Origin of the sequence: Falsiroseomonas sp. E2-1-a4 (assembly GCF_051433165.1) — a bacterium.
In the GTDB taxonomy this organism is placed as follows: Bacteria; Pseudomonadota; Alphaproteobacteria; order Acetobacterales; family Acetobacteraceae; genus Falsiroseomonas.
The window spans coordinates 180,397-195,012 of sequence record NZ_JBHMFS010000005.1 but is presented as its reverse complement, the minus strand read 5'-3'; the positions used below and the strand labels follow the sequence as shown (position 1 = coordinate 195,012).

Genomic DNA, 14,616 nt, shown 5'->3' with positions numbered 1-14,616 from the left:
GGCTTTGCTGGATCGCGCGATTCAGACTTTTCGGCGATTCCGCCTCAAGTCATCGCGCTCTAGCCGCCCAGCGCCCGCTTCGCCACCTGCGCCAGGAAGCCGCTGGCCACCGGCAGAACCGCGTCGTTGAAGTCGTAATGCGGGTTGTGCAGTTCCCGCCCGCCCTCGGCGGGGCCGTTGCCGATCCAGACGAAGGCGCCCGGCACCTCCTCCAGGAACCAGGAGAAATCCTCACCGGTCATCGCCGCCGGCAGGTCGCGGCGCAGCGGCGCGACCTCCGCGGCGGCGGCGGCGGCCAGGTCGCGTTCCGCCGGGCTGTTCGCGGTCACGCCGACGCCCTGGCGCCAGCCCACCTCCGCCCGCACGGCGCAGGTGGCGGCCACGCCGTCCGCCACGCGGTGCAGCCCTTCCTTGATGGACTCGCCGGCCGAATCGGCCAGCCAGCGGGCGGTGCCTTTCAGCACGACCTGCGCCGGGATCTGGTTCTGCGCTTCCCCGCCCTGGACCATCGTCACGCTGACCACGCCCCCGGCCAGCGGGTCCAGGTTGCGGGCGACGATGCTCTGCAGCGCGACGATGCAGTGCCCCGCGGCCACCATCGGGTCGCGCGACAGGTGCGGCAGGGCAGCATGCGCGGCGTGGCCGTCGAAGGTGATCTCGAAGCGCGCACCGGCCGCCATCACGGCCTTGTCATGCACCGCGATGGTGCCAGCCGGCAGGCCGGGCCAATTATGCCAACCAAAGATTCGATCCATGGGGAAACGCTTGAACAACCCATCGGCGATCATGCTGCGGGCGCCGCCGCCGCCTTCCTCCGCCGGCTGGAACACCAGATGCACCGTGCCGGTCCAGCCGCCATCGTCCAGCAGCAGCTTCGCCGCGCCGAGCAGCGCCGTGGTGTGGCCATCATGGCCACAGGCATGCATCACGCCGGGGACGGTGCTGCGATGCGGCAGCGCCTCATTCACCTCCTGGATCGGCAGCGCGTCCATGTCGCCGCGCAGGCCGACGCTGCGATTGCCGCCGCCGCGCCGCAGCGTCGCCACCACGCCATGGCCGCCGAAGCCCTCGGTGATCTCGGTGACGCCCATCTCCCGCAGCTTATCGACCACGAAGGCGGCGGTGCCTTGCTCATGCAGGGTCAGCCCGGGGTTGGCGTGCAGATGGCGGCGCCAGCTTGTCAGCGTCTCGGCGAATGCGTTGTCCATCCGGCAAGGGTAGCCGCTTCGTCCGATATCCTCCATCCCTGACCCAATCGCAGGGTCATTCGCACGCTGTGTGCAACCGACGGCCGTTTTGGACGCTTCTTGATGTGGTGAGACAAATTCTGAGACCACTCCTCCTCCTTCCCGTGCTTGTGCTGCTGACCGCCCCGGCGCTCGGCCAGCCCAACGGCCAGCCGCCCGCGCCAGACGTGGCGCCGGCAGAGATCCCGGTTCCGGGAACGCTGCCCTATGTCACGACGCTGGCCCCGACCGGGGTGGAGGCGCTGGACGAACCGCTGCGCGAGGCCTCCCGCCTGGTCCGCCTGGCCAGCGAGGCGCCAGTGGATGCCTTCGGCCTGGTCTCCCGCGCGCTGGGCGAGGTGCCACTGCTCGATGCGGTGCTGCGGGCGGAAGGGTATTGGGCCGGCCAGTTCGAGATCACCATCGCCGGCAGCCCGGCCGATGCCCCTGGTCTGGCGCAGCGCCTGGCCGACGGCGCAGCGACGCCGGTGCCGGTTCAGGTCCAGGTCACCCCCGGCCCGCGCTACACCCTGCGCCGCATCACGCTGCGCCCGGACGCCCCGGCTGGCGCCGCGGCCGTGGCGGCACTCGGCGCGCCGGAAGGGCTGGAGATCGGCGCTCCGGCGCGGACCGGCCCGGTACTGGATGCCGAATCCGGGCTGCTCGACCGGTTGCGCGTCGCGGGCTATCCCCTGGCCTCCGTGGTGGACCGTGAGGTTCTGGTGAACCACGAGGTCCAGGCGATGGACGTCATCTGGATACTCTCCCCCGGCCCCGCCGCCAGCTTCGCCCCGCCCGAGATCGCCGGCGATACCGCCGTCAGCCAGCGCCTGATCGCCCGCATCACCAATCGCCTGTCCGGTCAGCCCTACGCGCCCGCGACCCTGGAGGCGACGCGCCGTGAATTGCTGGCGCTGGGTGCCTTCGACACGGTCCGCGTCCGCGCCGGGGAAAGGCTGGATGAGGCCGGCCGTCTGCCGGTGACCTTCACCATGACGGACCGCCCGCGCAACGCCGCCGGCGCGACCCTGGCCTATGAGACGAATTTCGGCCCCTCCGCCACCGTCTACTACGAACGACGCAACGTCTTCGGCAATGCGGAACGGCTGCGGCTGGAGGCCGCCGCCTCGCGCCTCGGCAGCGACACGGATGAGGCCAATTACCGCATCGGCGCCAATTTGCGCCGCCCGGGGCTGATCGATGGCCGCACCTCCCTGGTGCTCGATGCCGCCGTGCTGCGGGAGAGGCTGGTCGCCTATGACCGCGACGCCATCACCACCTCCGCCCTGCTGGAGCGGCCTTTCGGCGACCGCTGGGTGCTGCAATCCGGCCCGACCTTCGAAACCGGGCGGATCGGCCGCGATGGCGACATGAACCCCTTCACCCTGGCCGGCCTGGTGCTGGGCGCGCGCTACGACAGCACGGAAGACCTGCTGGACCCGCGCAGCGGCCTGCGCGGCACCATCAACGTCGTCCCCTATGCCGACATCGCGGAGGGCGGCGGTTTCGTCCGCGCCATCGGCACGCTGCGAACCTATTTCGACCTGACCGGATCGGGCGGCACGGTACTGGCGCTGCGCGGCACGGTCGGCAGCCTGGTGGGCGCGGATCGCGCAGTGCCGCTGGACAAGCGGTTCTATGCGGGCGGCGGCGGCTCGGTCCGCGGCTATGCCTATCAGAGCATCGGGCCGCGCGATGCGCAGGGCCGGCCGGATGGCGGGTCGAGCCTGGTGGAAGGCTCGATCGAGTTGCGCCAGCGCGTCTCCGGCGCGTTCGGCATGGTGGCGTTCCTTGATGCCGGCTCGGTCGGGCAGACGGAGACGCCGAGCTTCGATGAGGTGCGCATGGGCGCCGGCCTCGGCGTTCGCTACGCGACGGCAATCGGGCCGCTGCGTCTGGATGTCGCCATTCCGCTGAACAAGCAGGATGGCGACGACGGGTATGGGTTGTATGTCGGACTTGGCCAGGCCTTCTGAGGCGCAGCCCAGCCGGCCACCCCGCCGCCATCGCTGGCTGCGCTGGGTGCTGGGCGTGGTGCTGGCGCTGCTGCTGCTTCCGGTGCTGCTGGTGGGCGGCGGGCTTCTGTATGCGAATACGGAGGGCGGTCGCGTGCGGCTGGCCAGCCTTGCCGAATCCTTCGTCCCCGGGCTTACGCTGGAGGGGCTGCAAGGCCCCCTGCCCGGCCGGCTGGCGATCAGCCGGATCGCCATGGCCGATGACCAGGGCATCTGGCTCGAAATTCAGGATGCCGAGCTGGATTGGCGCCCGATGGCGCTGCTGGAACGCCGCGCCCACATCACGCTGCTCTCCGCCGCCCGCGTGGCGCTGCACCGCCTGCCGCCAGGCGATCCGGACCGGCCGGATGAACCGACCGGCCCCCTGCTGCCGGAACTGCCGCAGCTTCCGGTGGCCTTGCAGCTTGACCGGCTGGAGGTGGCGCGGATCGAGCTGGCGGCGCCGGTGCTCGGTGAGGCCGCGCTGCTGCGGGCGGAGGGCATGGCCCTGCTGGATGAGTCCGGCCTGACCAGCACCCTGGATATCAGCGCCCCCGGCGGCGCGACGTCACTGGCTTTGCAGGCCGCGCTGCGCCCGGCCACCGGGCGGCTCGCCGCCGAAATCCGGCTGCGCGATGCCGCCGGCGGGCCGATTTCCCGGCTGATCGGCCAGCCGGATCGCCCGGTGGTGCTGGACCTGACGCTGGACGGGCCGGCGGAGGCCGCGGCGCTGACCTTGCAGGCGCAGGCCGGGCCGGGGCTGGCGCTGGACATCGCCGGCACGGTTCGCGCGCCGGATATGGATAATCTCGGCGCTGAGCTGCGCGGCACCGCCGATGCCAGCGCCTTCCTGGAAGGCCCCCTCGCGCGCCTCGCCGGGCCGCTGGCCCTGGTGCTGGACGCGAGCCGCGGGCCGGATGGCGCCATTGCCCTGCGCGCCCTGCGGGTGGAAGGCGCCGCCGGGCAGATCGCCGCCAGCGGTCGCATCGCCGGGGACATGATGCAGTCCGACCTTCAGGTGCAGGCCGCACTCGCCGGGTCGCAGACCTTCGCGGCGTTGCTGCCGGAGGGCATTGCGGGCTGGGACGGCCTTGACCTGCGCGGCACCGTCAGCGGCCCGCTCTCGGCGCCGCAGGTGGACGCCACCCTGGCCGTGCGCGGCTTCACCTCCGCCCAGCCGCAGCTTGCCACCCTGCTCGGGCCGTCGCCGCGCCTGGCCCTGCGCGCCACGGCACCGGACCGCATCGGCCAACTCACGATTGAGGGCGCCGCGATCCGTGCCGAAGCGAGCGGGTTGGTAGGAGAAATGCTGGATGTGCGCTTCGGCGTCGATCTCGCCTCGGTGGAGGGTGCGGCGCCGGGTGTCTCGGGCGCGCTGCGGCTGACCGGTACGGCGCAGGGGCCGATCGGCGACCCGACCCTGGTGGTGCAGGCAGCCTCCGACCGGCTGGAAGTGGCCGGCCAGGTGCTGGAGGCGCTGGCGCTGGAGGCACGCATCGCCAACCCGGCCTCCGCCCCCGCGGTGAACGCCCAGGCCAGCGGCCGCTTCCAGGGACTGCCTTTGGCGCTCGATGTGCGCGGCGGGCCGCAGGCGGATGGGCGGCTGCGTCTGGAGGCGGCGACGGCCAGCCTCGGCCCGGCAGAGCTGGCAGCCCAGGGCGTGCTGGACCTTGAAACCACCATCTTCGAGGGCACTGCGCGGCTGGCGGTGGCCAATCTGGCGCCGCTCTCGCCCGTCGCGGGCGTGCCGCTGGCCGGATCGCTGCGTGCGGATGCGACGCTTGCGGCGCAGAATGGCCAGCAGCGCGCCGAATTGCGGCTGGAGGTGCCGCGCCTGTCTGCCTCCGGCACCGAGGTGCGGCGCCTGACCGCCACGGTGGATGGCACGCTCGCCGCGCTGAACTTCGCCGTGGAGGGCGTGGTGGCGGAGGCCGAGATCGAGGCCCGCGGCCGGCTGAGCGACGCGCCGGAGGGCGCACGGCTGCTGGAACTCGCGGCGCTGCGCGGCACCGCGCAGGGCGAGACCGCGCGCCTCGCCGCCCCGGCGCGGGTGCTCCTGCGCGCCGATGGCGGGGTGGAGGTGGCGGCGCTGTCACTCACCAGCAGCCGCGGCGGCACCGTTGACGTGGCCGGAAGCTGGTCCAACGCCCGTGCGGACCTGCGCGCCCGCATCGCCATCCCCGATCTGGCGGGCATCGCCCCGCTGCTGCCGGATGTGGCGCCGAGCGGGTCTGTGACGGGCGAGGTGCGGATCACCGGGCCGGGCGCAGCCCCCGAGGTCGCGGGCAATCTGCGCGTCAGCAATCTGCGTTCCACCGCCACCTGGGCGCGCGGCCTGCCGGCGGTGGAAATCCAGGCGGAGGGACGGCGCGGCGCGGATGGCGCCATCTCCGGCCGCGCCACCGCCAATGCCGGCAACGCCACCCGCCTGACCGCCACCGCCAACCTGACGGGCGGGCCGGACGGGCCACTGGAGGGGTCGCTGGATGGCCAGGCCGATCTCGGCGCGCTGACCGCGCCGCTGCTGGCGGCCGGTGCGGACCGGGTCGCGGGCCGGCTGACGCTGGCCTTGCGCGCCAGCGGTACGGTGGCGGCGCCGGTTCTGGGCGGGCAGGCGCAGCTTTCCGGCGGGTCCTATCGCAATGCGGAGCTGGGCGTGGCGCTGACCCAGCTCGCCGGCACGATTTCCGCCGCCGGGTCGCAGCTTCGGCTGGATCTGGCGGGCCGCACCGCCGGCCAGGGCCGCATCGCGCTGACCGGCACCATCGATCCGCTGAGCCAGGGCATGCCGGTGGATCTGGCCCTGCGCGCGACGCAGGCGCAGCCGGTCTCCTCCGACCTTATCACCGCCACGCTGGATGCGGAGCTGGCGCTGACGGGCCTGCTTTCCACCGGCGCCCGGCTGAGCGGCCCGCTGCGCCTGCGCCGGGCCGATATCCGCATCCCGGATCAGCTTCCGAGTTCCGTCCGAAGCCTCGGCCCAGTGACGGAGGTGGGCCGCGTGCCTGGCCGCGCCACACCGCCAACCCGGCCCACCGCGAATGGCCGCAACGGCCAGGCCAATGGCGGCGGCTCCGTCCTGCCGATCGCGCTCGACCTGCAGTTGGAGGCGCCGCGCGGTGTCTTCGTGCGCGGGCGTGGGCTGGATGCGGAGCTGGGCGGCACGCTCCAGATCGGCGGCACGCTGAGCAACCCGGAGATTTCCGGCGGCCTGGCGCTGGTGCGCGGCGAGTTCGAGATTCTGGCCCGCCGCCTGACCTTCAGCCGCGGCAGGCTGGATTTCAGCGGCGGTCTGATTCCCGATCTCGATTTTGAGGCAACCAGCCAGACCGGCGGCACCACCGTGCGCGCGACCGTGACCGGCCCGCCGAGCCAGCCGGTCATCACCTTCTCCTCCACGCCGGAGCTGCCGCAGGATGAGGTGCTGGCGCGGCTGCTGTTCGACCGGCCGATAAGTGCCTTGTCACCCTTCGAGATCGCGCAGATTGCCCAGGCGGTCGCCGGCGCCACCGGCCTGATTGGCGGCGGCGCCACGGGTGTGTTGGACCGGGTGCGGCAGACGCTGGGGTTGGACCGGCTGGCCGTGGGCGGTGGCGGCGAGACGGCGGGGCGGCGCACGGAGGCGGAGCAGCGCGGCGGCCCGACACTGGAGGCCGGAAGCTATGTCGCCGATGGCGTCTATGTCGGCGTGCGGCAGGGCACCGAATCCGGCTCCTCCCGCGTCGGCGTGCGGGTGGATCTGACGCCGCGCATCAAGCTGGAGGCCGAGACCGGCGACCGGGAGGCGGGCGAGCGGGTGGGCATCAGCATGGAATGGCAGTGGGGACGCTGAGGCCTACCCAAGACCCGGCACGCGTTTGAGCAGCGCCGCATCCAGCGCCGCGCGCCGCGCCCAGAGGCTGCGATACCAATCCAGCCGTGGCGCCACCTGCCGCGCCATCAGCCGTTCCCCCCGCACCCAGGCCCGTGCCGCCTCGCCAATCGCCAGCGCACGGGCGGGTTCGGCGAGCAAGGCGCGCAATTCGCGGCCGAGGCTCGCGGCATCCGGCACGATCAGCCCGGTCTCGCCATGGCGCAGGCTGCCGGCATAAACCACGGGGCTGGCCAGGCAGCACAGGCGGTGGCCACCGGCTTCGATGGCCTTGAGGTCCGATTTCATGCGGTTGAAGCGGGTATCGGCCAGCGGCAGGAAGGCCAGCTCGCAACCGGCCATCAGCTTGCGGTAGCCGGCATAGTCCGTGGTGGGGGTGAAGCGTTTGTGCGGCGTGTCGAGCGCGGCGAAGCTCGCCTGGTCGTGCACAACCTCCACCGCGAGGCGGTCGCCGGCCTCGGCGAGCACCTGGTTCAGCATGGGCAGGAAGGGGGCGATGTCCGCCTGGCGGTTGAGCGCGCCGAAGAACAGTGTCAGCCGTGACGGGTCCCGGAAATTGGCGGGCTCGGGCAATTCCGCGAGCGCATTCGGGAAGACCGCGATCTCGTCGTTGAAGCCGGAAAACAGGTCACGCAGCGGCGTGGTGGAGGTCTGCACCGCATGCACGCCGCGAAAGGCGAGGTGGTCATTCCCGGCGATGGAGGGCCAATGCGCCGGGTCATCGTCGAATTCCTGCAACAGCACGGCGCCGGTGGCCCGCAGCGCGCGCAGGTAGTCCACGCTGTCCGGGCGATCCAGCAGGCGGCGCTGGAGGATCAGGATGCGCGGCACCTCCGGCTCCAGCCTCGGCAATTCGGCATTCTGGCCGGCGCGGGTGGCGATTCCGGGACGCGTGGCGAGCGCGGCGAAGGGCTGCAGCACGCGCACATCATTCACCCCGCCCACCGGGCGCAGCGTGCGGGCCACCAGCACCATCGGCGTGGGCCGCCGGCGCCCGGCGCGCCAGACATATTGCAGCGGGGCGGAGCGGCGCAGCCAGTCCTCCCGCGTCGTGCCGAGGGCGGTCAGTGCCGGTTCGATTGCCTGGGCGAAGGCCTTGGCGCGGGGCAGGTCGAAGATGCGGGGCACGATTTCCAGCGGCACCAGGCCGGCCGCCTCCAGCGCCTGGCGCATCGCATCGCGGGTGAACCAGCGCAGATGGGTGCGGTCGAACAGGCCGGATTCCTCATAGCGCCATGTGCCACCAAGCAGGCGGGCGGCAAAGGACCAGTGCTCGATATTGGGCACGCAGGCCAGCAGCACGCCGTCTTCCGCCAGCAGCGCGGCGTCCCGCTTCAGCACCGCCCAGGGGTCGCGCAGATGTTCCAGCACATCACCGAAGACCAGCGCAGCCAGGCTGCCTTCGGGCACGGGCGGGGGCGAGGCCTCGATATCCAGGCGATGCACCGCGTCGTAATGCGCCTCCGCCAGCGTGGCCAAGGCCGGGTCCGTCTCCACCGCCTCCAGTCGCGCCGTTGGATTGCGGCGGCGGAACGCGGCGCCCAGCGCCCCGGCGCCGCAGCCGACATCCAGCACGCGCCGCGCATCCAGCGGAATGCGCGCCAGCAGATGCGGGTTGGCGGAGGATCCATAGGCGGCTTCGGTCACGGCCGCGATGCTTGACGCGCGGCGCCGTGGCACGCAATCCCCCGCCATGGCCCTGCCCCCCCTGCTGCATCTTCGCGACATCCGCCTGCGTCTCGGCTCCACCCAATTGCTGGATGGGGCGGAGATTGCCGTCTCGGCGGGGGACCGGCTGGCGCTGGTCGGCCGCAACGGATCGGGCAAATCAACGCTGCTGAAGATCGCCGCCGGCATCATCGAATCCGATGCCGGCACGGTCTTCACCCAGCCGGGGGCGACCATCCGCTATTTGCCGCAGGAGCCGGATTTGGCGGGCTTTGCGACGACGGGCGCCTATGTCGCCGCCGGCCTCGGCCCGGGCGATGACCCGCATCGTGCGCGGGTTTTGCTTGAAGGCCTCGGGCTGACGGGGGAGGAACACCCGGACAACCTCTCCGGCGGAGAGGCGCGGCGTGCGGCGCTGGCGCGGGTGCTAGCGCCGGAGCCGGACATCCTGCTGCTGGATGAGCCGACCAACCACCTGGACCTGCCGGCGATCGAATGGCTGGAACAGGAACTGGGCCCGCTGCGCAGCGCGCTGGTGCTGATCAGCCACGACCGGCGCTTCCTGGAACGACTTTCCAAGTCGATGGTCTGGCTCGACCGCGGCACCACCCGGCGGCTCGACCAGGGTTTCGCCCATTTCGAGGCCTGGCGGGACCAGGTGCTCGAAGAGGAGGAAATGCAGGCCCACAAGCTGGCCCGCAAGATCGTGCGGGAGGAGCATTGGCTGCGCTACGGCGTGACCGCGCGGCGCAAGCGCAATGTGAAGCGCCTGTCCGGGCTTCAGGACCTGCGCAAGCGGCACCGCGAGCGGATCACGGCGCCGGGTACGGTGCGGATGGCAGCCAGCGAGGGTGATGCCTCCGGCAGCCTGGTCGCGGCGCTGGAAGGCGTCACCAAGGCCTATGGCGATGCGGCGCCGGTGGTGCGGGATTTCTCCACGCGGATCATGCGCGGCGACCGGGTGGGCATCGTCGGGCCGAATGGTGCGGGCAAGACGACGCTGCTGAACCTGCTGACCGGCGCGCTGAAGCCGGATGAGGGGCGCGTGCGGCTGGGCGCGAGCCTGGAGATGGTCACGATGGACCAGAATCGGGACAGCCTGGACCCTGACACCACCCTGCAATCGGCGCTGACCGGCGGCTCCGGCGATCAGGTGCGGATCGGCGGCGAGGTGAAGCACGTCATCGGCTACATGAAGGACTTCCTGTTTTTGCCGGAACAGGCGCGGACGCCGGTTTCGGCACTGTCGGGTGGCGAGCGCGGGCGGCTGATGCTTGCGCGCGCGCTGGCGACGCCGTCCAACCTGCTGGTGCTGGACGAGCCGACCAACGACCTGGACCTGGAAACGCTCGACCTGTTGCAGGAATTGCTGGCCGAGTATTCCGGCACCGTCATCGTCGTCAGCCATGACCGCGACTTCCTCGACCGCGTCGCGACCAATGTGATCGTCAGCGAGGGCAACGGCGGCTGGCAGGATTATGCCGGCGGCTATTCCGACATGGTGGCGCAGCGCGGCCGCGGCGTGCAGGCCAAGGCGCGCGCGGCCGCCGCCGCCGCCGCGGCGGAGCGCGGCACCGTGGACGCGCCGCGCGCGGTATCGAAAGCCAAGATGTCCTTCAAGGACAAGCACGCGCTGGAATCCCTGCCGACGCGCATCGCGCTGCTGGAGAAGGAAATCGGCCTGTTGCAGAAGGCGCTGGCCGACCCCGCGCTGTACACCAACGACCCGCCCGGCTTCGCGGCGCGCAGCAACCTGCTGGCGAAGAAGCAGGCGGAACGCGAGGCGGCCGAGGAAGATTGGCTGAGGCTCGAAATGCTGCGGGAGGAGATCGAGCGATGACCATCGGCGTCGGCGGATCGGATTTCGCAACCGAACTCGCGGGCATCCGCAACCAGCGGGATGCGGTGCCGCCGATCGGGGCGGAGGAACATGCGCGCCGCGTCGAACGCGCCCAGGCGCGCATGGCGGAACTTGGCATTGCGGCGCTGTGGCTGGATGGCACGACCAACCTCGCCTGGATGACCGGCCTGAAGCATGGCCAGTCCGAGCGCCCGGTCGGCGCCGTGCTGCCGGTGCGCGGCCCGCTGACCTATCTCTGCCCGGAATTCGAGGTGGAGAAGCTGAAGACCATGCTCACTTTGCCCGGCGAGGTCCGCGGCTGGGAGGAGGATGAGGACCCCTACGCGCTGTTTTCCGACATCCTGCGCGCGGGCGACGTGGCCGGCGGCACCGTGGCGCTGGATGACATGGCGCGGGTCTTCGTCGCGGAAGGTTTGCGCGCCGCGCTGCCGAACCATCATTTCATCGCCTCCGGCCCCGTTACCGGCTTCCTCCGCCAGCGCAAGACGGAGCATGAGGTGGCGCTGCTGCGCCAGGCGATGGGAATGACGCTGGATATCCAGGCCGCCGCCGCCCGTGGCCTGCACGAGGGCGTGACGACGACGGAGGTTGGCGAGTTCCTCGCCGCCGCGCATCGCAAGGCCGGCTTCGATGGTGGCCCTGCGTTTTCCATCGCATTGTTCGGGGAAGCCACGGCCTATCCGCATGGCGTGCCCTATCCGCAGGTGTTGAAGGATGGCGATGTGGTGCTGATCGATGTCGGCGCGCCGCTGCATGGCTATGTCTCCGACATCACCCGCAGCTACGTCTTCGGCACGCCGACCCAGCGCCAGCGCGATATCTGGAACCTGGACCATGCGGCGCAGGCGGCCGGCATCGCGGTGGCGAAGCCGGGCATCACCGGCGGGGCGATCGATGATGCGGTGCGTGGCGTGGTGGTGGCTGCGGGCTTCGGCCCCGGGCACAAGACGCCGGGCCTGCCGCATCGCGCGGGGCATGGCATCGGCATGGATGTGCATGAGGGGCCGTATTTCGTGAAGGGCGGCAAGGAAATCCTCGCCCCCGGCGTCACCGGCAGCATCGAGCCGACCATCGCCATCTACGGCGAATTCGGCATCCGGCTGGAAGACCACATCGTCATCACGGAGACGGGCGCCGCCTGGCTGACGCAGCCGGCGAAATCCGTCGATGATCCCTTCGCACAGGACTGACCCCGATGCTGACGATCTATGGCTGCCTGCGCTCCCGCGCCTCCCGCAATGTGTGGCTGGCGCATGAGGCGGGGCTGGAATTCAAGCATGTGCCGGTGATCCAGGCCTATCGCCTGGCGGACCCGGATGCGCCGGATGCGCCGCTGAACACGCGCAGCCCGGAATTCCGGGCGGTGAACCCGAACGGCCAGATCCCGTCGCTGGTGGATGGCGCGCTGGTGCTGCACGAAAGCCTCGCCATCAACCTGTACCTCGCCCGCACCTATGGCGGCACGCTGGGTCCGGCCGATGCGGCGGAGGATGGGCTGATGGGCATGTGGTCGTTCTGGGCCGCGACCGGGTTCGAGCCGCACAGCATCGAGATCCTATACAACCGCGTGGGCAAGCCGCCCGCCGAGCGCGACGCGGCCAAGGCAGAGGCCGCCATCGCTGCGCTGCGCTCGCTCATGGCCGTGCTCGACCAGGCGCTGGTCGCCACAGGCCATCTGGTCGGCGGCCGCTTCACGGTGGCGGATATCAATGTGGCGGAGGTGGTGCGCTACGCCCTGCCCGCACCGGAATTGTTCACCGGGGCGCGGCATGTGCAGGCCTGGATCACCGCCTGCCATGCACGCCCCGCCTTCCGGCAGATGATGGCCGCGCGCGACCTTGAAGCCGCGTGACACTTTCTTGACCGGGCGGGCTTGACCACGCGGGCTTGAACGCAAACGGGCCTGAATAGCCGCGTCATTGTGACCTGTTCGGTTTCCTGGGCCCGCCAATCGGCCTATGCTGGGTCGCCTGTCCTAAATTAAACCAGGGAAAAGGCGCCCGCATGATGTTCCTCGATAGTCACATTCAGCCTCGCCATGGCTGAGCCCCGGCCATCTCCTTCGCAATCCAGCATCTGCTGGCCGGTGTTTCTATCCGCCGGCTTCGTTCTGCTGGCGCTTGTTCTTTTTGCCGGCCTGTGGCCGGAACGCGCCGCCGGCACCTTCACCGCGGCGCAGGCCTGGGTGATCCAGAGCTTCGGCTGGTTCTACATGTTGGCGGTCGCGATCTTCCTGGTCGCCGCCCTTCTGCTCGCCTTCGGCCGGCATGGCGGCGTCCGCCTCGGCGCGGATGACGAGACGCCGGAATTCGGCAATGGCTCCTGGTTCGCCATGCTGTTCAGCGCGGGCATGGGCATCGGCCTGATGTTCTTCGGCGTCGCCGAGCCGGTGATGCACTACGCCGCCCCGCCCCCCGGCACCGCAGGCACCGCCCAGAGCTTCGGCGCGGCGCGGGAGGCGATGGTGTCCACCTTCTTCCATTGGGGCCTGCATGCCTGGGCGGTCTACGCCATGGTGGGCCTGGTGCTGGCCTATTTCGGCTTCCGCCGCGGCCTGCCGCTGACCCTGCGCTCCGCGCTGTATCCCTTCCTCGGCGAGCGCTTCCGGGGCTGGCCGGGGCATGTGGTGGACAGCTTCGCGGTGATCGGCACCATGCTCGGCGTCGCCACCTCGCTCGGCTATGGCGCGGCGCAGGCCAATGCGGGGCTGGCGCATCTCACCGGCATGCCGACCGGCCCCTGGGTGCAGGTGGCGTTGATCGCGGGGATCATCGCCATCGCGCTCGTATCCGTCATGCTCGGGCTGGATGCCGGCATCCGGCGGCTGTCGATCCTGAACCTCGGCCTCGCGCTCGGGCTGATGGTGTTCGTGCTGGCGACCGGGCCGACCTTGTTCCTGGTGCAGGCCTATGTGCAGAACACCGGCGCCTACCTGGCGGATATCGTCGGCCGCACCTTCCGGCTGCACGCCTATGAACCCTCCGGCTGGCTCGGCGGCTGGACCCTGCTGTACTGGGCCTGGTGGATCGCCTGGTCGCCCTTCGTCGGCATGTTCATCGCCCGCATCAGCCGCGGGCGGACCATCAAGGAATTCGTACTCGGCGTGCTGGTGGCGCCGGCCGGCTTCACCTTTGCCTGGATGACCATCTTCGGAAACACCGCCATCCAGATGGACATGGCGCAGGACGGCTGGCTTTCGGCTGCGGTGGGGGCCGACGTGACCAGCGCACTGTTCCGCTTCCTGGAGGCGCAGCCGCTTTCCGCCATCACCGGCTGGGTGGCGACGCTGTTGATCGTGACCTTCTTCGTCACCTCCGCCGACAGCGCGGCGCTGGTGGTGGATACCATCGCCTCCGGCGGGTCGGAGGAGAATCCGGTCTGGCAGCGCATCTTCTGGTGCGTCGCCATCGGCGCGCTGGCGGCGGTGCTGCTGCTGGCAGGCGGGCTTTCGGCCTTGCAGACCGCGTCCCTGATCGGCGCGCTGCCCTTCACCGCGATCATGCTGATCGCGACCTGGGGGCTGATGCGCGCGCTGAACGAGGAGGAAGGCACGCGCACCGGCCATGCGCCGGCCCGCGCCCCAGCGGCGGCCGATGGCTGGCAGCAGCGGCTGGGCGCGGCGCTGCACCGCCCGAACCGCGTCACGGCGGAACGGCACCTGGATGCCGCCATCCGCCCGGCGCTGGAAGCGGTGGCGGAGGAAATCCGCAAGCGCGGCGGCCAGGCGGATCTGGTGGCCGGGGATGGCCGCGCCGCGCTGGCGGCAGACCTGCCGGGTGGTGCGCGCTTCACCTATGCGGTGCAGCTTCGCGCCATGAAGGAAGCCGCCTTCGCCCTGGCGGGCGCGCAGCCCACCGAGGCCAGCCGCCATCGCTGGTGGCGCGCGGAGGTGGCGGGTGCGGGTTATGACGTGTTCGGCTGGACGCGGGATGACATCATCGGTGATGTCATGGCCGTGCTGGACCGCGCCCTGGTACGCGCAGCTCGCTGAGGCCG

General features: G+C 71.0%; 8 protein-coding genes. 6 read left to right on the top strand and 2 right to left on the bottom strand.

Annotated features, from left to right (window positions below):
* Positions 1-59 precede the first annotated feature (59 nt).
* On the bottom strand, positions 60-1,208 hold the full coding sequence (locus tag ACFHNC_RS07765) for an amidohydrolase (RefSeq protein WP_437168650.1): 1,149 nt from the start codon (positions 1,206-1,208) through the stop codon (positions 60-62).
* Positions 1,209-1,351: 143 nt separating this feature from the next.
* Here ACFHNC_RS07765 and ACFHNC_RS07760 point away from each other — a divergent pair, with 143 nt between their 5' ends.
* Together ACFHNC_RS07760 and ACFHNC_RS07755 are read left to right on the top strand one after the other, a co-directional pair.
* On the top strand, positions 1,352-3,202 hold the full coding sequence (locus tag ACFHNC_RS07760) for an autotransporter assembly complex protein TamA (RefSeq protein ID WP_437168649.1): 1,851 nt from the start codon (positions 1,352-1,354) through the stop codon (positions 3,200-3,202).
* Positions 3,177-7,052, top strand: coding sequence for a translocation/assembly module TamB domain-containing protein (locus tag ACFHNC_RS07755; protein ID WP_437168648.1), 3,876 nt, complete (start codon positions 3,177-3,179; stop codon positions 7,050-7,052). Before ACFHNC_RS07760 ends, ACFHNC_RS07755 begins: the two co-directional genes overlap by 26 nt.
* 3 nt (positions 7,053-7,055) lie before the next feature.
* Here ACFHNC_RS07755 and ACFHNC_RS07750 read toward each other — a convergent pair whose 3' ends face one another.
* Positions 7,056-8,738 carry a methyltransferase domain-containing protein gene (locus tag ACFHNC_RS07750; RefSeq protein ID WP_437168647.1) on the bottom strand — a complete coding sequence of 561 codons (1,683 nt, stop codon included), beginning with the start codon at positions 8,736-8,738 and terminating at the stop codon, positions 7,056-7,058.
* 46 nt (positions 8,739-8,784) lie between these two features.
* On the opposite strand from ACFHNC_RS07750, the gene ACFHNC_RS07745 reads away from it, so the two are divergent.
* The 4 genes from ACFHNC_RS07745 to ACFHNC_RS07730 all read left to right on the top strand — a co-directional run bounded on the left by ACFHNC_RS07745 (position 8,785) and on the right by ACFHNC_RS07730 (position 14,611).
* On the top strand, positions 8,785-10,599 hold the full coding sequence (locus ACFHNC_RS07745) for an ABC-F family ATP-binding cassette domain-containing protein (RefSeq protein ID WP_437168646.1): 1,815 nt from the start codon (positions 8,785-8,787) through the stop codon (positions 10,597-10,599).
* Positions 10,596-11,810 carry a M24 family metallopeptidase gene (locus ACFHNC_RS07740; RefSeq protein WP_437168645.1) on the top strand — a complete coding sequence of 405 codons (1,215 nt, stop codon included), beginning with the start codon at positions 10,596-10,598 and terminating at the stop codon, positions 11,808-11,810. The genes ACFHNC_RS07745 and ACFHNC_RS07740 overlap by 4 nt, the downstream gene beginning before the upstream one ends.
* Before the next feature lie 5 nt (positions 11,811-11,815).
* Positions 11,816-12,472 carry a glutathione S-transferase family protein gene (locus tag ACFHNC_RS07735; RefSeq protein WP_437168644.1) on the top strand — a complete coding sequence of 219 codons (657 nt, stop codon included), beginning with the start codon at positions 11,816-11,818 and terminating at the stop codon, positions 12,470-12,472.
* Between the two features lie 186 nt (positions 12,473-12,658).
* Positions 12,659-14,611, top strand: a complete 1,953-nt coding sequence (locus ACFHNC_RS07730; protein ID WP_437168643.1) for a BCCT family transporter — start codon at positions 12,659-12,661, stop codon at positions 14,609-14,611.
* Positions 14,612-14,616: the final 5 nt, after the last annotated feature.

What these genes read in the sequence shown, in the direction of transcription:
- ACFHNC_RS07765 (WP_437168650.1), bottom strand. Translation starts at nt 1,208, where the DNA reads ATGGACAACGCATTCGCCGAGACGCTGACAAGCTGGCGCCGCCATCTG.
- ACFHNC_RS07755 (WP_437168648.1), top strand. Translation starts at nt 3,177, where the DNA reads ATGTCGGACTTGGCCAGGCCTTCTGAGGCGCAGCCCAGCCGGCCACCC.
- ACFHNC_RS07745 (WP_437168646.1), top strand. Translation starts at nt 8,785, where the DNA reads ATGGCCCTGCCCCCCCTGCTGCATCTTCGCGACATCCGCCTGCGTCTC.
- ACFHNC_RS07740 (WP_437168645.1), top strand. Translation starts at nt 10,596, where the DNA reads ATGACCATCGGCGTCGGCGGATCGGATTTCGCAACCGAACTCGCGGGC.
- ACFHNC_RS07735 (WP_437168644.1), top strand. Translation starts at nt 11,816, where the DNA reads ATGCTGACGATCTATGGCTGCCTGCGCTCCCGCGCCTCCCGCAATGTG.
- ACFHNC_RS07730 (WP_437168643.1), top strand. Translation starts at nt 12,659, where the DNA reads ATGGCTGAGCCCCGGCCATCTCCTTCGCAATCCAGCATCTGCTGGCCG.